Origin of the sequence: Methylicorpusculum sp. (assembly GCF_030651835.1) — a bacterium.
Classification (GTDB): Bacteria; Pseudomonadota; Gammaproteobacteria; order Methylococcales; family Methylomonadaceae; genus Methylicorpusculum.
This window is the reverse complement of the sequence record NZ_JAUSBX010000091.1, coordinates 1-16,820: the sequence shown is the minus strand read 5'-3', so window position 1 is coordinate 16,820 and position 16,820 is coordinate 1. Positions and strand designations below refer to the sequence as shown.

Sequence of the window (16,820 nt, the reverse complement as noted above, 5' to 3'; positions counted from 1 at the left end):
ATTTTTGATCGGACATATGTTCATTCTTGATGCCTGGATTTAAACACTGGCCTGATCCGCCCCCATTCTCTTTGTAAGTTTTACGACAATACCTCCGCTCTGTGCGGTGTTGTCTTGTCGTAATCGACCTTCTTTATGTCCACAAACCCATTTAAAACAGGCGCTTGCATTATTGGCAAGTGTTTTGCTTTAGATCTGGTAAAGGCGCGTGATGCCTGTTGACTAAACCTGATCTTAGCGTTGAGATTGATGCATGAAAACCTACTCTCGAACCATCATCATTGACGACACCACACTCAGAGACGGTGAGCAATCAGCGGGGGTTTCTTTTTCTGTTGATGAAAAACTGGGCATCGCCAGGCAGCTTGCCAGTATGGGTGTACCGGAGCTGGAAATCGGTATTCCAGCGATGGGTGAGCCGGAAAGAGAAGAGATCCGGGCGATTGTTGATCTTAAATTGCCCAGCCGTCTGGTGGTTTGGTCCAGAATGCGGGAAGACGATTTACAGCACTGCTTGAATTTGAATGTCGATTTGGTGGATTTATCGATTTCAGCGTCCGATCAACATATCCGTCATAAGTTAAAACAAAGCAGGGCATGGGTTCTGGACACGATAGACCGACTGGTCAAAACGGCAAGAGACGCCGGACTTAATGTTTGCGTTGGCGCCGAAGATGCCTCCAGAGCCGATCCTGATTTTTTAGCCAGAATGGCTGAAGCCGCGCAAAGGGCCGGGGCAGAACGCATTCGTTTCGCCGATACTGTCGGAATTATGGAGCCTTTCGGCGTTCTTGAAAGCATCAGGCAACTGCGTTCCGTGACCGATCTGGATATTGAAATGCATGCGCATGATGATTTGGGTTTGGCGACTGCAAACACGCTGGCCGCAGCGGTTGCAGGAGCGACTCACCTGAATACCACCGTGAACGGACTGGGTGAGCGGGCCGGAAACGCGGCTTTGGAAGAAGTGGTGCTCGGTTTAAGGCAATTGTATGGGATAGAAACCGGTATAGAGCTGCATAACTTTACTGAATTGTCGAGTCTGGTGGCTAGAGCCTCGGGCGATACTATCGGTTCACGGAAAAGCCTGATCGGCAGCGCTGTGTTCAGTCATGAGGCAGGCATCCATGTCGACGGCTTATTGAAGGACCCGAACAATTATCAAGGCATTGATCCGGCAGTCGTGGGGCGTAGTCATCAATTGGTGCTGGGCAAACATTCCGGAACCCAAGGCGTGGTTCATGCCTACCGGCAAATAGGTATCCAACTCAGCCGGACCCAGGCGTTATCGATTTTGCCGCAGATCCGGCAATTTGTCAGTGTGTACAAGCGAATTCCGCAACACGGAGATTTAAATCATTTTCTACAACAAGTGTGAGGTGTGTCATGAACGAGGACCGCGAACAAGAGCGAACCGAGGAAGAAGTTGAGCATCAAACGATAGATTTTCTTGATGGCGATGATGATTTTCCAGGTTCATTTTTCAGGATTCCCGGTACACCGGTACCCGGAAAAACGACCTGGAGCCTGGTGTAATGGTAGCCTTCATTCCGGACTATGCGATGAATTACGAACATAGCTTAACGCAACAATGGCGGGAAGATGTGGCTTGCGTTTTCGCTCGCGATCCTGCCGCTCGCAGCCGGATTGAAGTATTACTCGCTTATCCCGGAGTCCACGCAGTGTTGCTGCATCGAGTCAGTCATAAGTTATGGCGGTCAAATTGGTTTTTGACCGCAAGACTGCTGTCATCGTTTACCCGCTGGATGACGCATGTCGACATTCATCCCGGTGCCTCTATAGGCCGACGCTTTTTCATTGATCACGGCGCCGGCGTCGTGATCGGCGAGACGACCATAGTCGGCGACGATGTCACGCTTTATCATGGCGTTACCTTGGGTGGGACCTCCTGGAACAAGACTAAACGCCATCCGACGTTGGGCAATAATGTGTTGATCGGCGCCGGTGCTAAAGTGCTGGGTGCGATTACGCTGGGTAATAATGTCAGGGTTGGCGCTAACTCGGTAGTGGTCAAGGATGTGCCGCATTGTTGTACCGTGGTCGGTATTCCCGGTCGTGTGATTCAGAGTAAAGGCCTGAAAATTACCAATGAATACGGCATCGACCTGGATCATCATCTGGTGCCTGACCCCGTCGGCAAGGCGATTAATTGTGTGCTGGAGCGACTTGATAAGCTGGAGTCACAGCAAAAACGGATTGACGAAGAAGCCTGTGTGAGTTGCGATGCCGAAACTGTTTGCCGTCCCGAACCCGGGAAAAGCAAAGTGGATAGGGTAGGCCTCTGATGGATTTACTCGATTTCGATGCGCAGGATTTATATTTCGAACGCGAAGATTCAGCTGAAGTACAAAGCTTAATCAGATTGGCCGCAGAGCTTTACGGTCAGCAAGGGGCGGAATTGCCGTTGTTGCAGGCTTATTTACGGGCGCCCGAATCGCTTAATGTCCTGGTGGCATTGAACCGGTTTTATTATTACCAGCACCGATTGACTGAAGCCCTGCTGATTTCTGAAAAAGCGCTGGACATAATCCGCGGCGGTTTGACCTTGCCAGACGATTGGCGACAGATGGACCGTCAGACTATCACCGAAGCACCGGCCGAACAATTGACCCGGATCAGGCTTTATTTGTTTACATTAAAGTCCATCGGTTTTTTAAATATGCGTCTTAATAATCTGGTTTTGAGCCGGAGCATATTCGAAAAACTGACGGAGCTGGATGCCAAGGATCGTATTGGTGCCCAAGGCCTTTTGGAATTGGTTATCAACCGGCAAGCCGAGGCTTAAAGGCGCGTTGTTTCGCTCACGGTAAAAGCCTGTGCTGCCATAGTTTTTATTTTTTTCAGGAATGAGATCATGCCAAGACCGGAAAAACATGTGTTTGTCTGCACCCAAAACAGACCCCAGGGTCATCCGCGCGGCTCTTGTGCAGCGAGCGGTTGTGCCGAAGTGATGAATGAATTCATGAATGAAATTCAAAGCCGCAATTTATTTGAGAAGATCGGCTTAACCAATACCGGTTGCATGGGGCCCTGCACATTAGGCCCTAGTGTGTTGGTTTATCCGGAAGGCCTGATGTACGGCAAAGTCAAAAAAGAAGATGTCAAAAAGATCATTGATGAACATCTTCTCGGTGGAACGCCCGTCGCATCGCTGGTCGTGCCAGCCGAGGTCTGGTAGGCCATGACCGCTTTGCAGCTATTTGAAGAAAGCGTGCTGTTTGCTCCCAATATACCCGAAGCCGTGAACCAAATTCTGCAAGCAGCGGTGACCGCAAGTCATGACGATGCAGTGACTGCCGAGCGGCTTTTTATAGAAGCGAGGAAATTGGATAGCCATTGCCTGCAGACTTATTTCGCATTGTACAAATTTTATTTTTACCGGGCGCGGTTGGGAGAAGCCGAATTGACCGTTCTGGCTGCGTTGGAAGAAGCAGCTCGGCAAGGCCGTTTTCCTTCTGATTACAAACGACTGGTCAGGGAAAAGGAAACATGGGATTTGTATTCCAGCGAAGTCGCCCATTTTTATCTGTATTCCTTAAAAGCCCTGGCCTTTATCAAATTACGCAGCGGACAGGCCATTGAAGCCCGGGTTATTTTGTCCTGCCTCCATGAACTGGATCCGGAAGACCGGGCTGGTTCATCGGTAATCAGTGATTTAGCGTCCGCCTTAGAGATTGAGTAGCCATGAATACACTTCAGCAAAAAATTAACGAATACCGTCCACTGGGCGACGTTATTTGTCAGGAAATCACCCAGGCCATTCAAAAACTGGGCTTAGAAGAGTTGGGTGAGTCAGGTTTTCCTGTTTTTGAGCAAGCTGATTTCCGTTTGGTCGTCGATCCGTATTCGCGCTGCGAAGATTTGGCCGGCTATTGGTACGGTGTGCATAAACGGCTAATCGGGCAAATTCAATTTCACGGCGACGGCAGTTTCTATGCTGAATACGATGTGCTGAAACCGCATCCGACCAAAAAACACTATTTTATCGATGTCATAAATGCCTGGGGAAAAGAAGGATTTATCAAGACAGAGCCCAAACTACTGGAAATGCCGGAATAAGTGATGGATGACCCCAAGCGCATCTATGAACTGTTACTGGATTATTGTACGGATAACCTTCCTGTCAACCGCTTGACTGTCGGTTTGGTGTGGACCGTTTGTCAGACAGCGAGCGATGGAACCAAACAAAGTTCGATCGGATTAAGTATGAGTCCCGGCATTTCCACGCGTTTATTGCCCTGGGCCGGAACATTAACAGCAAAATCCATATGCGAACTCGCTCCCTGGATCAACTCTTGGGACCCTTATCAATCCACCATCGCGATGGCGGCGATCAATTGTTGCATCAATGCCCGACCATTGCCGGATTCCATAGCGCTGGACAGCCATTTAGACAATCAAAACCTGGCCGTATTTGATTATTTTTTGCCGCAATTGCAAGGTAAAAAAGTGGTCGTAATAGGTCATTATCCCGGCATTGAGACTTATCGTGATCATTTTGATTTAACTGTTTTAGAGCGTAATCCCGCCGGAATTGACTGGCCGGACAGCGCCTGCGAATTTGTGATACCGGGTGCTGACTGGGTATTTATCACCGGCAGTTCGCTGGCAAACAAAACCTTTCCGCGATTGGCCGAATTGGCAGTCGATACCACGACGGTACTGATGGGACCAAGCGTCCCCTGGTTGCCGCAATTCTATGAATTTGGCATCGATTACCTGGCCGGAGTAGAAATCACTGATGCAGAAAAATTGTATCGGACCGTTGAACAAGGCGGAGGCGTTAGGATTTTTGGAAACGGTCTGCGTTATCGCATTGCTACGTTGTCGCCTGAAAACAATAGAGCTTGGTTAAAAAATCAGATAGCTGCTTGCTTTAATGAAAGAAACGGACTGACTGCGAGAATGGATCAATGGTACAGCGAAAATCAAACGGCACGGTTTCCGCAATTATCTGATCTGGAGCGGGTCAATGCCCGATTATCGCGGATGGACAGCAGTTTTAAGCAGTTATGGGATCAACAAGGAGAGAGTGCATGACCGAACCAGGATCGGAATTTAACGATTGCCGCTTGCTGCTTTACTACAAGGGTGACATCAGCGCGCTGACCTTGTTTGCCCAGCATCAGAACGGTTCGGTGTGTTTTCCTGAGCCCTTGCCTGCATTGTCCAGTGCCTTGGAGGAAGACGAAGCAGTCGCTCAGAAAGTGGCTTTGCATCCGGCCATGCTGATCAATGCGATCAACAACTTGCTGGAGTTACCTGCCGATTTGTTACAAGCAGAACCCGGTTTTAAAGCGCAAATTGATACGCCGGGCGGCATTATTACGGTATATATGGCCAGACTTGCCCGTTTAGATCCGCCCCATGTCTTGATGCAAGCCAAAGATTGTTTACTAAAAACACTGCCCTCCCTGCGTGGTCGGCCCCCTGCGGAAATGGAATTATTACGCCGCGCCTATGTAAAAGTAATGGAAACCTGACCGTGTTCGATTATTTTGAATCGGAAGATACGGTCGATTCAATCGATTCAATGCAAAACTCAGGCGGGCTTTATCTGCCTGATGCCGCCGAATGCATGCGTTGCGGACTCTGTGTCAGCCAGTGCCCGACGTATCACCTGTTTCAGACTTATGAAGAGTCGCCGCGCGGGCGGGTCAGAACCTTAGATAAAATTCTGCTGAATGACCCGGCTATTGATGCGGACGAATTGACTCATTTAAACAATTGCCTGCAATGCCGGGCTTGTGAAACAGTATGCCCCAGTCAAGTGGCCTATGGTCGCTTGTTCGATGAAGCTCAGGCACGGTTAAGTGAAGGCCTTAAGCTCAGTATTTTGGCAAGACTGGCTTTTACTGTCATTGAAATCAAAAACCTTCGTAGGGCATTGTTACCGCTTATTCGGGTCTATATCCGCACGGGCTTGCAATCGTTAATTCGACGCAGCGGCATATTGGACCGGTTGAATCTGGCGGCGGCCGATGATTTAGCGACAGTCCCGGAACTCACGAAATTAGAGGCGTTTTATCCCACCCAGCTTCCGTGTCAAGGCAAAGTCGGTTTGTTTACCGGTTGCTTAACCGAACATTTCGATAGGGATAATTTGAATGCGGCTATCACATTACTCAACGCCATCGGCTACGATGTCATTGTTCCATCTGAACAAACCTGCTGCGGTGCCATTCATCAGCATAATGGGCAGCAAGCTAAAGCGCAATTATTTGCCGATCAAAATCGGTTAGTCTTCAATGGCTTGGAGGTCGATGCGGTGGTTTTTACTGCGACCGGTTGTGGGGCGATGCTGAACGAATATGCACAAGATGATCAAGCTAGCCCGCTTTTTCAGTCCCGGCTTTTCGACATCAATGATTTTTTGTTGCAGCACTGGCCTGAGCAGCAGGTCATGAAACCGGCTGATTTGACCGTTGCCGTTCATGAACCGTGCAGTCAACGGAATGTTCTGAAAAATCAGGCCGCGGTTTATGTCTTGCTGGAAAAAATTCCGGGATTATCCGTTCAGTCACTGCCTGATAATCATCTTTGCTGTGGATCGGCCGGAAGTTACATGCTGACTCATCCGGATTACGCAAATCGCCTTAAAGCGTTGAAGCTGGATAGCATCGCCCAGGCAAAGCCCGATGTTGTGGTCAGTGCCAATTTCGGTTGCGCACTTCATCTTAATGCGGGTTTATCCGAAGCCGGCGTTAAAGTCGTGCATCCATTAATGCTCTTGGCGAATCAATTAGCATTAAGTCAGCAATAACGTTCTGATTTCTCGGCCATCTCTGTTTTCATACCCTGATAATGTCGTTAAACCGACAATCCATCTAAAAATCACTTGAGTATTTTGTTCTGTAATCAACAATTTAAAACGGAATTTGTCTCTCAATGCGTTAAAAGTTTGTATTCTTCAGTGTTATCAAACCTTTAATTTCCGAGTTAAAGCAAGATAAATGTCTTTAACTTGCTAATTTATATAGCTATTGCTTTGTATCCAATACGGAGTGATGTGTGTATGGATTGTCTGCAGCCGCTCATCTCAAGAGTCCATCTAAATGGCATAGTCTCTGCTTATTCATTAGTTATCTATTACGCATAGAGGTCACTCATGAAAGTAAGCACCCGAAATACATGGCAGGGCACCGTTATAGCGATTACTCACGGCACTATTGTTTCCGAAGTGACATTGGAAATAGCGCCGGACGTGATTGTCACTTCGATAGTTTCCAGAAAGTCGATAGATGACTTGAAGTTGCAGATCGGCAGCCCGGCTTATGCGCTGGTCAAATCAACTGAAGTGATTCTTGCGGTTGATTGATACAAGGCCATTACCTAATTATTTTTAACAAAAAATCCGGAGAAAAATTAATGTTATTAGATGGTTATAATAATCAAGGGTTATTGACAGTGACCTCGGTACTGGGCAAGACAAGCAGCTCTGGCATCAGTGCCTTTCGTGGCGATCTCGTGTTAATTGAAGGTGCTTTTCGCGAAGGCTCCACTACCGACAAAAAGCCGCCTGAGTTAGTGATCCGCCATGCGGCGCTATTAGCCGACAGTGAAAAGATTTTGTTCGTCAACGGTTTACTCTTCGAATTGGAACATTTAGCCGTTTTTGTTGAAAAATACAAAGCCGCTTTAACAGCTGAAACGTTAGCTTTATTTTTTGTTGAAAATATCGCTTCCGATATGCAAATCACGTTGGAAGGCGTTGTTTTCAATTTAACACCTTATAAAAACGGCATGGTTTGGAATGACTTACTGGATTTGCTTTACATAGAAAAAGCCGATCTTAAAGGCCAATCGGCCGAAGATAAGGTGATCACTGTATTTGATGCCGCAAAAAGCTATGTTGGAAAATCACCGGTGGTTTCGTACAGCGAGGCCTTGACTCAAACGGTTGAAGTCAAGAAAGATGCCGCCGTCGGACCGGTTTAATGGCTTATGAACCCATTCGAAACGATTAAGGTAGCGGACGCGGAAAAACTGATAGAAGCGAGTGCGCCTGTCATTCTGGATTGCCGTGATTTAAAAGATTATCGTGCCGGTCATATCGATAACGCGATGCATCTGCATGAACAATTGAAGGAAAGTTTGTTAATGAAGGGAAACAAAGAACATCCGGTGCTGATTTATTGTTATTACGGCCATGCCAGCGAGCATCTGGCTACCCAGTTTTGCGATTTCGGTTTTACCCACGTTTACAGTCTGGCCGGTGGTTATGCCGACTGGAAAGAATGTCATTCACAAACTCCTTCCACTTAAAGGCTGGTTAATCATGGCTCAATTATCCCGAGAAATCGCTTTACGCATCGCCTTGGCATCCAGAGTGCTTCCCGGTGTCGACGTGCCGATGCTGATAGGTATTCTGCATGATAAAGTCGGCTCGCCTCTGGACGACGAAAAACTCAAAGCGATCACTGTCACCAACCTCAAAACCGGTATCGGCAGTCTGGATGGCGAAGAGGACGGTGAGGACATTGGCATTGGATTAGCCAATATCAAACTGGCGATTCGTTTTTTATGGGGCGAGGAGGGCGAGGACGAAAACCTGCCGGAAATCATGCCTTATCATGAAGGCGATATGCCGGAATCGATCCGGGTTGCGATTGCTTCAAATTTAGGCACATTACTCAATGGTCATTTCGGTTCCTGCATCCGTTTTCTGATTTATCAGTTGTCCAGGAATGAATGCCGATTAGTCGATATTCGTTCGACAATCGATGCTGACAATGCCGAAGATAAGAATATGTTCCGTGCACAACTCATTAAAGACTGCCACGTTCTATTTATTCAATCGATAGGCGGACCTGCGGCGGCTAAAGTGATCAGAGCCGACATTTATCCGATCAAAGTGCCTGAAGTTATCGAAGCAGCAGAACAGCTCAGCGAGTTCCAGAAAGTCTTCGATGCCCCGCCGCCCTGGATGGCAAAAGCGCTGGGTCGGACAGCCGAAGAAAGGAAGCGGTTTATTTCAGAAGAGTAATACTGATCCTTGATTAGCAGGCTGTTTCAGCTAAATCCATAAGCCTGTCATTCCCGTCCGGAAACGGGCATCCAATGCCATGGATGGCGTTGGACTTGTTAGTTGAATCCGCGTAGGGATTTATTAAAAAAATCCCCATTTAGAGAAGTTATTCAAGACCCTATTCGTGTGACCTGACCAACAATAAGCTCCCAAACTCATTATTCAATGTGAAGCGTTTTTTTATCACTTGACAAGCTGCTATATTCCCCTCATGGTTTATCTCAGCAATTCCCAGTTTGAAATTTTCAGCGTCACTTTGGGCAGGGAAAAGCCTTTCGAGGAACGCCGTAAACCCCTCCTTGGGGGCTTGGCGGCAGCATCCCTGCTGCCGACATCCTCGAAGAGCTTCTCCCAACCCTTTTTCCCTTCAAATTGAGAATTGCTGGGTTTATCTAATCCAATCAAAAGTAGGAGAAAATCATGCGGCTCATACTCCTTGCAATTTTAAGCGCTGTTTTATCGGGCTTCCTGGTTCAAAATGTTCAAGCGGTCAGTATTACTGAGCGGGCAGGTAATCCCTTCCGGACAGCTGCAAACAATCAGGAATTCACGCTTAACAAGCAAAACGTCAATCCCGATAAATTCGGGTTGCTTCGCACCTATGATTTTGATGCGAAAGTCGAGACTCAACCATTGATTATTGAAAAAGGCGCAGGTTCTGATGATCTGGTCATCATCACCACGATGAAAAATGACGTCATCGGTATCAATGCCCGAACCAATGAAACCCTGTATAAGGTCAAACTCGGGCCTGAAGTCAGCTCTCAGGATATGGATATGTGGAAACATACCCCCACCTGGGGTATTTCGGCCACGCCGATTATAGATACTGCAACCAACACCTTGTTTGTAGCTGCATGGCTTCGAAAAAACGCCAATGACAACCGTTTTCGTGACTATTGGGTATTTGCTCTAAATCCTTTGGACGGTAGCCGAAAATCAACGCCGGTTCGCATTTTCGGACAGTCTCAGGAAGGCAACGGTTGCTGGTTCAATGATTCTGGTGCCGTATTCACTGAAAATAACCAGACACGTCAATATGTCTATCCAAAGCTCAGAGCGGGACTGGCGCTTACCGCCAACCATGGCTTGGTTCTCGCCTTTGCGGCAAATGGCGAATCGTTAATGGGAGGACGGAAAAATCCGCATGGTTTTGTTGTGGCTTACGATACCCGGGGGTTGCTTGCCCAACCCGGGTTTTCCAGGGAGGCGGCGATCTTTTGTGCAACGGCTTACAATTCCTGGGGTGCCGGTATATGGCATGCGGGCGGCGCACCGGTGACGGAAAACGACATGATCTATGTGGCGACGTCGAATGGAACTTCGAATAATGGTGATGTCGATCTTGCTGAAAGCATGATAAAACTCAGGTTCATTCCAGACAATGCCGGTGCGCGCCCGATACTTTCGTTAGTGGATTATTACAAGGCGTTCATGGATGAGCGCACTTCAGGTGCGGGCTGTTTGTGGAGCGACAATAACTCTGAAGTATCCTGCGGCCGGGCAGACGTCCATGCGGCCGGAGCGGATTGGGATTTCGGTGCGGCAGGTCCGATGCTGGTGCCGGGCTCCAGTTTGCTGCTGCAGGGTACCAAAGACGGCATTATTTATTCGCTGGATAAATTTAATCTGGGTAAAAACGACCGGTTTAATCAACTGATGTCCAAACCACCTTTGATTGCCTCTTATAATGGGGGCGATGTTGCTGAGAACTGGGATAGAGCGCAGCGCTTAAATCGAAGCCTGCCATGCCCTTCAAGTGGACACAGTGAACACGGCTGGTTTATTCCATGCGGTGATCCTGAAAACAATAAAATGCATCACATCCACGCCCTGTCATTTGCCCAGCGCGATCAGCTAGGCGGTATTGTTTATGTCTGGGGTGAAAATTCGACACTCAAATCGTATAACTTTTCAGCCTTAGGCGGCACGCTTCCGGCTTTTCGTGCCGAAGGTCTTGAACAAGCCTCATTAAATTCAGAATCACCCGGTGGTATGCCGGGCGGGCTTCTGATGTTGTCCAGCAAACCATCGGCCAAAACTACTTTTCCTTACGCAGTTGATTTCGGTTCGGCCATTCTTTGGGCGGTTTATCCAAAATACGGTGATGTCAACAAAGGCTTTGCCGAAGGGCAACTGGTTGCTTATGATGCGACTACGGTTGCGCCGGGCAATAAACTCAATCGATTGTTTCGGACAGGAGACGATACCCATGGCGGTCTTGGCACCATGTCCAAGATGATTCCGCCGGTGGTCGCCAACGGCAGGGTTTATGTCATGATTTATCGCGTGGGAGACGTTTCAAACTGCAGCGCTCCCGACAATCAGCAGAAAGTATGCAGTCAACTGAAAATATACGGATTGAAGTAATTGTTTGCTCCGGATGACGCAAATTAACGATCAGATGTCGGCACAGTTACTGACTGTGTCAGGCCGGGTTCAGGGCGTGGGCTTTCGTCCCTTCATCAGTCGGCTGGCACATCAACTGGAACTGTCTGGTTGGGTCAAAAACAGGGCAGGGCAAGTGGACATTTTTGTTCAGGGTTTGCCGTTCAGTCTGATTCAATTTGAACAGCAATTAATCAGTTCAGCACCACCCTTGGCCAGACCCGTTATTGTCCAATCCTTACCGGAACGGCTTGCTAACTTATCGTCTTTTACGATCCTCAGCAGCGAGGAGGGGGCGTTTGACGAGATTCATGTGCCACCTGATTACTTCACCTGTGATGAATGTTTGTCGGAAATGCGCGATCCAACCGAGCGTCGTTACCGTTACCCCTTTATCAATTGCACCCAATGCGGTCCGCGTTACACGTTGATTAAACGTTTACCTTACGATCGTATCAATACCAGTTTTGCCGGATTCCCTTTGTGTGAGGCTTGTCTGGCTGAATTTAACGATCCGAATGACAGACGTTATCATGCCCAGCCGCTGGCGTGTCCACGCTGCGGTCCATCGCTGAGCTTTAAGCAAGGCCAGCAGATCATGGCCGGTGACAATGACGGCGCTTTAAATTTGGCCGTTCAAGCGCTCAAGTCCGGTTTGATTGTCGCTGTTAAAGGCATTGGCGGCTATCACCTGGTTTGCGATGCCAAATCAGAGGAAGCGGTTGTTCAGCTGCGCAGTCGCAAGCATCGTCCTGATAAGCCGTTTGCCGTCATGCTGCCGTGGCAGGGCCGTGATGGCGCAGAAAGTCTGCATGAAGTGGCTGAGCCTAATGCACAGGAGTTGTGCTTATTAACCGATCCGCTCAGGCCGATTGTATTGGTTGACAAACATCCCGGATCAACCATAGCAGCTTCCGTTGCTCCGGGTTTGAACCAGATCGGCATCATGCTGCCTTACAGCCCCCTTCATCATTTATTGGCCGATGATTTTGGCGGGCCCTTGATCATGACTTCTGCCAATATCAGCGGCGAGCCGGTTTTGACTGAGTCCGTTGATGTTGAGCAGCGTTTGAGCACTATAGCCGATGCTTTTCTGCATCATGATCGGCCTATCGTTCGTCCTGCAGACGACAGTGTTTTCAGGATGACAGCAGGCAAACTGAGGCCGGTCCGGATTGGGCGCGGATTTGCTCCGTTTGAATTTACGCTTCCGTATGCTGTGGACTATCCGATGTTGGCGGTGGGCGGGCAATTGAAAAATACCGTTGCCATTGCCTTTAATAACCGGCTGATCATGTCGCCGCATATCGGTGATATGGATTCATTAAGGTCACACGTCGTGTTTGAGCAAGTCATCGCCGATATGTGCCGTTTGTACGGCGTCGAGATTAAAACCATAGTTTGCGATGCTCATCCTGACTACCGGACCAGTCGCTGGGCGGCAGAACAAGGCTTGTCTTTGACCCGCGTTTATCATCACCATGCGCATGCGTCTGCGGTAGCCGGTGAATGGGCCGTAACAAAACCTATGCTGGTTTTTACCTGGGATGGTGCCGGTTTGGGTGCCGATGGTTCAATTTGGGGAGGCGAAGGTTTGTTGGGGCAGCCCGGTCAATGGCAGCGCGTCTGTTCATTCAGGCCGTTCCGCTTGGTGGGGGGGGAGCGTGCAGGTCACCAGCCTTGGCGTTGTGCGCTGGCCTTGTTATGGGCAACCGGTGAAAACCGTAACAATTTTTCAAAGGCGCATCCCTTACTTTTTTCTGCCTGGCAAAAACAGATCAATTCACCGTTGACCAGTTCGGTGGGTCGCCTGTTTGATGCGGCTTCCGCTTTGTTGGATGTTGTGCAGGAACAGAGTTATCAGGGGCAGGCGGCGATGATGCTGGAAACGCTGAGCACTGATGATCTTGATATGCCGCCTTTGCGCCTCTATAAAAGTTCTGATGGAATTTGCTTGGCTGATTGGGAGGCTTTGATCGACATACTGCAGGATGATCGTCATTCAGTTCAGACACGTGCGGGTCAGTTTCATGCCAGTCTTGCTGGAACCTTGTTAAATCAGGCGCAATTAATCCGGAACGAGCACGGCGTTAACAAAGTCGGATTTTCAGGCGGAGTGTTCCAGAATAAACGCTTGCTTGACCAGGCAGTCAATTTGCTGGTGCAGCACGACTTTGAAGTCTTTATTCCAGAACGGGTGCCGCTAAACGACGCTGGCCTTAGTTTTGGTCAACTCATTGAAGCGACGGCGCAAGGTAATCGCTCGTTTTGATTAAACGACCGTCTCGTTGAGTAAAAGGGTTGAATGACGCTTTTTGCAGGAATGACAGAGGCCGTGGATTTCTATCGTTTTGCGTTGGGCGCTAAAGTCTGAATCGTTGAGCTCATTGGCTATCGCATCCATGACCTGCTTGGCGGGTCTTTCCTGGACTTGATGGCAGGCTTCACAAATGAGTAGCAGCAAATCATGTTGACCTTGCAGATGATTGCAGCCGATAAACGCATTCATACTTTCTACGCGGTGTATCAGCTTGTTTTCCAGCAAAAAATCCAGTGCGCGGTAAACCGTGGCCGGTTTGGCGGAGTCATTGAAGGGTTTGATGCGGTCAAGTAAATCATAGGCCTTAACGGCTTGATGGCTTTCCCAAATCAGTTCCAGCACTTTATGCCGAATCGGGGTCAGTTGCGTTCCCCGCTGCAAACAAATTGCTTCGGCTTTTTTGATCGCATCTTTGATGCAGGCCGTGTGATCATGACTGACATCGGTCGGGTTAGGTGTATCTGAATCGTTATTGGCTTTAGACATTACTTGGAATCCACTTCATTAAGGCCCGAATACTATAACATTGCCGAAAGTGTGGCAATCAATCAAGGATGTATTCATGCTTGGCGGATGACTGTGTGCCGGGCGAAGTTAAAACTAACCGCTCGCTTTGCTCCGCCCGAAGAACCGGTTTACTTCAGAAATGAACAGCAGTAATCGGTAGGTGTCACGATTTTAACGGTAAATTTGGATTGTGCAGGCACATTAAAGGAATCGCCGCCTTTAATCGATTGCCATTGATCGGAACCGGGCAACTGAACTTCCAGTTCGCCGTCGATGATATCCATGATCTCTGCATCGGCGGTATTAAACGTGTATTCGCCGGGCAGCATAAAGCCCAGAGTTTTTATCGATCCATCTGCGAATTGCAAAGTGCGGCTGCTGACATTGCCGTTGAAATAGACGTTGGCTTTTTTAGTGACTGTTACATTTTCAAATGATGACATATCCGTCCCGAGATAAATTTTAAAAGGGGTAATAATATCAGAATAGCTCAGTCTTGTGGCCTGGCTGTTATCCAAAACAGAATAGGCGCTTGAGGATTTTGCTCATCGCTGTAAATAGTCTCGATTGAATAGTCAGTGCTATCAAGGTTTAGACACCATTCACGGACTCGATCGGTTTCTTGACGCCCTCCGGCATGGCCGGGATAGGCCAGAATAGAAATAATGCCATCTGCTGAAATCAACTCTAAAGAAACCGCCAGAGCGGCGAGTGTTGATTCGCCTTTTGTGATGACTGTTTTGTCCCCGCCCGGCAAATAGCCCAGATTGAACAGTACCGCTTTAATCTGCCCGACATACGATGAATGAATCCATTGTTTCATGTGAGCATGACTGGCATTGATCAGCACTGCATGGGTAGCCAGAAGCCGATGATCCAGTGCAATACGGGTTTTATCCAGGGCTTGAGCCTGAATATCAAACCCGTATACCAGGCCGTCCGGCGCTATCTTTTCAGCAAGAAAGCAGGTGTCGTTGCCATTTCCGGCAGTAGCATCTATCACGGTATCCCCGTTATGCAGCAGAGCGGACAAGCGGTTGTGAATCAGGTTAACCAATGAAATGCGAGGCATAGTGTCGTTTGATGTCACAAGAGGGAGAAAGGAGTTGGTCCGCTACTAAACTGTCGGCAAAATGGGCACTGTACCACGGTACTTGCAGGCTCCCTTTGGCACCAAATCCATTGAAAACCGACAGTTGCGGATGCTTGGGATGGCTGCCGATGAAAGGCCTGCGATCGCTCGTACAGGGTCGTATATTCGCATCGCAAGCAATAATCCCGGCTTTGTTGAAAAAACCGGTCAATCGATACAGTGAGTCCAAGAGTAATTTTTCACCTTGTTCCTTCGGTTCAAGACTGAGATCGTTTCTGACGAATGTTGCACCCAGCCGGAATCGGTGGTCGTCCAGCGGTATCAGCCAATGCCCGAAATTAAGCATAATGGGGGGTATTTTTGTTGGGTTTTCCAGCGTCAGAATTTCTCCTTTTGCCGGTTGTAAAGGCAACCAGTTAAACCAGGGATTGTTGATCAGTTGATAGCCTTCACAAAAAATAATGCGGCCGGGCTTTATATCCTGCCAACGTAACGACGGGGTCAATTGAACGTCAAAATAATTGAAAAGAGTGGATCGGTAATGCCCGTTATTTATAAAGAATTCGCGTAGGCAGGCCAGTAAAGGCCGCGTTAGTAAATAGCCGGTTTGTTTTTGAACCAGCACTGCGCGCAGGTGATGACAGGGGATTTCCAATCGGTCTGGCGGCAACAATGAGGCCAAATAGGGCCGATAAAGGGAATCTTTGAGTCGTTTCAATGCGGAACGGTATTCGGTTTCATCGCGCAACAGCCGCAGCATTCGCTTTTCATGAAGAAAGTTTTGCCCAAAATGCTGAGCCAGTTGATGGTAATAGGTTCTGTTGAACGCCATCAGTTGATCGGTTTCATCGGCTTTGACAAAACGCTGGCCGGTAACCGGATTGATCAACCCCGCTGCAATTTGCGAGGCATTGCTAGCGCCGGAATCAACAACCAAAACCTTGCAGCCCCGCCGGATCAATTCCCAGCTCAACAAACTTCCAGCCAGCCCTTGCCCCACAATTAAATAATCAATATTCATGCGGGGTATGGTAGCAGGGACGAATAGGCATCAGGAAGGCTATTACCTTTTCCACGGTAAATGTCAACGTAGTTGAAGCATATGGATTCTGTCAAAAATAACTTCTCGAAATAATCAGCCGTCAGGCAAAGCGCGGTAATTCCATCGGGGTAAAAAATCATCAAGCACGATCTGCATGGTGTTAATGAAATCGGCTGCGCATTTCTTCCCCGTTTCATGGCTTTCACTCTCGATTCCTCCGGTTTCGTAAACTCATCAGCACTATGATAGGATGCCGAATCGATTCATTTTCTTAAGCTTGTTTTTCATGCAAAAAAATACCCCTTATATTCTTTTTTTGACCTTTGTTTTGTTGGTAACGGTGTCATTTTTTCTATTGATTAAAGATTTTTTATTAGCCTGTTTTTGGGCCGTCATTCTGGCGGTAGTCTTTGATCCTGTT

General features: G+C 48.3%; 20 protein-coding genes. 16 read left to right on the top strand and 4 right to left on the bottom strand.

The features are described 5' to 3' along the window. The first annotated feature begins 253 nt into the window (after positions 1-253). From nifV to hypF, 16 genes are all read left to right on the top strand, one after another. Positions 254-1,378, top strand: a complete 1,125-nt coding sequence (gene nifV / locus Q7V32_RS12240) for a homocitrate synthase (RefSeq protein ID WP_304897264.1) — start codon at positions 254-256, stop codon at positions 1,376-1,378. A gap of 8 nt (positions 1,379-1,386) precedes the next feature. Then, on the top strand, positions 1,387-1,536 hold the full coding sequence (locus tag Q7V32_RS12235; protein WP_164505710.1) for a hypothetical protein: 150 nt from the start codon (positions 1,387-1,389) through the stop codon (positions 1,534-1,536). Further along, complete coding sequence (gene cysE / locus Q7V32_RS12230; RefSeq protein ID WP_304897263.1) at positions 1,536-2,306, top strand: serine O-acetyltransferase; 771 nt, start codon at positions 1,536-1,538, stop codon at positions 2,304-2,306. The genes Q7V32_RS12235 and cysE overlap by 1 nt, the downstream gene beginning before the upstream one ends. Continuing rightward, positions 2,306-2,806, top strand: a complete 501-nt coding sequence (locus Q7V32_RS12225) for a hypothetical protein (RefSeq protein WP_304897262.1) — start codon at positions 2,306-2,308, stop codon at positions 2,804-2,806. The genes cysE and Q7V32_RS12225 overlap by 1 nt, the downstream gene beginning before the upstream one ends. Before the next feature lie 69 nt (positions 2,807-2,875). Beyond that, entirely contained in the window at positions 2,876-3,199 is a 324-nt protein-coding gene (locus tag Q7V32_RS12220; RefSeq protein ID WP_304897261.1) for a ferredoxin, read from the top strand. Between the two features lie 3 nt (positions 3,200-3,202). Next, a complete protein-coding gene (locus Q7V32_RS12215; RefSeq protein ID WP_304897260.1) occupies positions 3,203-3,703 on the top strand; it encodes a hypothetical protein in 501 nt (166 codons plus the stop codon). A 2-nt stretch (positions 3,704-3,705) separates the two neighbouring features. Continuing rightward, a complete protein-coding gene (locus tag Q7V32_RS12210; RefSeq protein ID WP_304897259.1) occupies positions 3,706-4,080 on the top strand; it encodes a hypothetical protein in 375 nt (124 codons plus the stop codon). A 3-nt stretch (positions 4,081-4,083) separates the two neighbouring features. Next, the gene (locus Q7V32_RS12205) at positions 4,084-5,061 is read left to right on the top strand and encodes a DUF364 domain-containing protein (protein WP_304897258.1); all 978 of its coding nucleotides are present in this window, start codon (positions 4,084-4,086) and stop codon (positions 5,059-5,061) included. Further along, the gene (locus tag Q7V32_RS12200; RefSeq protein WP_304897257.1) at positions 5,058-5,504 is read left to right on the top strand and encodes a hypothetical protein; all 447 of its coding nucleotides are present in this window, start codon (positions 5,058-5,060) and stop codon (positions 5,502-5,504) included. The genes Q7V32_RS12205 and Q7V32_RS12200 overlap by 4 nt, the downstream gene beginning before the upstream one ends. A gap of 2 nt (positions 5,505-5,506) precedes the next feature. Next, positions 5,507-6,784, top strand: a complete 1,278-nt coding sequence (locus tag Q7V32_RS12195; protein ID WP_304897256.1) for a (Fe-S)-binding protein — start codon at positions 5,507-5,509, stop codon at positions 6,782-6,784. 345 nt (positions 6,785-7,129) lie between these two features. Next, on the top strand, positions 7,130-7,339 hold the full coding sequence (locus Q7V32_RS12190) for a molybdopterin-binding protein (RefSeq protein ID WP_304897255.1): 210 nt from the start codon (positions 7,130-7,132) through the stop codon (positions 7,337-7,339). Positions 7,340-7,389: 50 nt separating this feature from the next. Continuing rightward, positions 7,390-7,959, top strand: a complete 570-nt coding sequence (locus Q7V32_RS12185; protein WP_304897254.1) for a hypothetical protein — start codon at positions 7,390-7,392, stop codon at positions 7,957-7,959. A 6-nt stretch (positions 7,960-7,965) separates the two neighbouring features. After that, positions 7,966-8,286 (top strand): thiosulfate sulfurtransferase GlpE, encoded by a 321-nt coding sequence (locus Q7V32_RS12180; protein WP_304897253.1) that lies wholly within the window; start codon positions 7,966-7,968, stop codon positions 8,284-8,286. Between the two features lie 13 nt (positions 8,287-8,299). Then, entirely contained in the window at positions 8,300-9,007 is a 708-nt protein-coding gene (locus Q7V32_RS12175; RefSeq protein ID WP_304897252.1) for a dinitrogenase iron-molybdenum cofactor biosynthesis protein, read from the top strand. Positions 9,008-9,469: 462 nt separating this feature from the next. Beyond that, positions 9,470-11,419 carry a hypothetical protein gene (locus Q7V32_RS12170; protein WP_304897251.1) on the top strand — a complete coding sequence of 650 codons (1,950 nt, stop codon included), beginning with the start codon at positions 9,470-9,472 and terminating at the stop codon, positions 11,417-11,419. A 13-nt stretch (positions 11,420-11,432) separates the two neighbouring features. Next, complete coding sequence (gene hypF, locus Q7V32_RS12165; RefSeq protein WP_304897250.1) at positions 11,433-13,709, top strand: carbamoyltransferase HypF; 2,277 nt, start codon at positions 11,433-11,435, stop codon at positions 13,707-13,709. Here hypF and Q7V32_RS12160 read toward each other — a convergent pair whose 3' ends face one another. The 4 genes from Q7V32_RS12160 to Q7V32_RS12145 form a co-directional block, all read right to left on the bottom strand. Continuing rightward, positions 13,710-14,243, bottom strand: coding sequence for a transcriptional repressor (locus Q7V32_RS12160; RefSeq protein WP_304897249.1), 534 nt, complete (start codon positions 14,241-14,243; stop codon positions 13,710-13,712). A 149-nt stretch (positions 14,244-14,392) separates the two neighbouring features. Then, positions 14,393-14,707: a pyrimidine/purine nucleoside phosphorylase gene (locus Q7V32_RS12155; RefSeq protein ID WP_304897248.1), complete on the bottom strand. Its 315-nt coding sequence runs from the start codon at positions 14,705-14,707 to the stop codon at positions 14,393-14,395. Between the two features lie 47 nt (positions 14,708-14,754). Next, positions 14,755-15,336 carry a class I SAM-dependent methyltransferase gene (locus Q7V32_RS12150; RefSeq protein WP_304897247.1) on the bottom strand — a complete coding sequence of 194 codons (582 nt, stop codon included), beginning with the start codon at positions 15,334-15,336 and terminating at the stop codon, positions 14,755-14,757. Continuing rightward, a complete protein-coding gene (locus Q7V32_RS12145; RefSeq protein WP_304897246.1) occupies positions 15,314-16,378 on the bottom strand; it encodes an FAD-binding oxidoreductase in 1,065 nt (354 codons plus the stop codon). Before Q7V32_RS12145 ends, Q7V32_RS12150 begins: the two co-directional genes overlap by 23 nt. Between the last annotated feature and the right edge of the window lie 442 nt (positions 16,379-16,820).

What these genes read in the sequence shown, in the direction of transcription:
- nifV (WP_304897264.1), top strand. Translation starts at nt 254, where the DNA reads ATGAAAACCTACTCTCGAACCATCATCATTGACGACACCACACTCAGA.
- Q7V32_RS12235 (WP_164505710.1), top strand. Translation starts at nt 1,387, where the DNA reads ATGAACGAGGACCGCGAACAAGAGCGAACCGAGGAAGAAGTTGAGCAT.
- cysE (WP_304897263.1), top strand. Translation starts at nt 1,536, where the DNA reads ATGGTAGCCTTCATTCCGGACTATGCGATGAATTACGAACATAGCTTA.
- Q7V32_RS12225 (WP_304897262.1), top strand. Translation starts at nt 2,306, where the DNA reads ATGGATTTACTCGATTTCGATGCGCAGGATTTATATTTCGAACGCGAA.
- Q7V32_RS12220 (WP_304897261.1), top strand. Translation starts at nt 2,876, where the DNA reads ATGCCAAGACCGGAAAAACATGTGTTTGTCTGCACCCAAAACAGACCC.
- Q7V32_RS12215 (WP_304897260.1), top strand. Translation starts at nt 3,203, where the DNA reads ATGACCGCTTTGCAGCTATTTGAAGAAAGCGTGCTGTTTGCTCCCAAT.
- Q7V32_RS12210 (WP_304897259.1), top strand. Translation starts at nt 3,706, where the DNA reads ATGAATACACTTCAGCAAAAAATTAACGAATACCGTCCACTGGGCGAC.
- Q7V32_RS12205 (WP_304897258.1), top strand. Translation starts at nt 4,084, where the DNA reads ATGGATGACCCCAAGCGCATCTATGAACTGTTACTGGATTATTGTACG.
- Q7V32_RS12200 (WP_304897257.1), top strand. Translation starts at nt 5,058, where the DNA reads ATGACCGAACCAGGATCGGAATTTAACGATTGCCGCTTGCTGCTTTAC.
- Q7V32_RS12190 (WP_304897255.1), top strand. Translation starts at nt 7,130, where the DNA reads ATGAAAGTAAGCACCCGAAATACATGGCAGGGCACCGTTATAGCGATT.
- Q7V32_RS12185 (WP_304897254.1), top strand. Translation starts at nt 7,390, where the DNA reads ATGTTATTAGATGGTTATAATAATCAAGGGTTATTGACAGTGACCTCG.
- Q7V32_RS12180 (WP_304897253.1), top strand. Translation starts at nt 7,966, where the DNA reads ATGAACCCATTCGAAACGATTAAGGTAGCGGACGCGGAAAAACTGATA.
- Q7V32_RS12175 (WP_304897252.1), top strand. Translation starts at nt 8,300, where the DNA reads ATGGCTCAATTATCCCGAGAAATCGCTTTACGCATCGCCTTGGCATCC.
- Q7V32_RS12170 (WP_304897251.1), top strand. Translation starts at nt 9,470, where the DNA reads ATGCGGCTCATACTCCTTGCAATTTTAAGCGCTGTTTTATCGGGCTTC.
- hypF (WP_304897250.1), top strand. Translation starts at nt 11,433, where the DNA reads ATGACGCAAATTAACGATCAGATGTCGGCACAGTTACTGACTGTGTCA.
- Q7V32_RS12160 (WP_304897249.1), bottom strand. Translation starts at nt 14,243, where the DNA reads ATGTCTAAAGCCAATAACGATTCAGATACACCTAACCCGACCGATGTC.
- Q7V32_RS12155 (WP_304897248.1), bottom strand. Translation starts at nt 14,707, where the DNA reads ATGTCATCATTTGAAAATGTAACAGTCACTAAAAAAGCCAACGTCTAT.
- Q7V32_RS12150 (WP_304897247.1), bottom strand. Translation starts at nt 15,336, where the DNA reads ATGCCTCGCATTTCATTGGTTAACCTGATTCACAACCGCTTGTCCGCT.
- Q7V32_RS12145 (WP_304897246.1), bottom strand. Translation starts at nt 16,378, where the DNA reads ATGAATATTGATTATTTAATTGTGGGGCAAGGGCTGGCTGGAAGTTTG.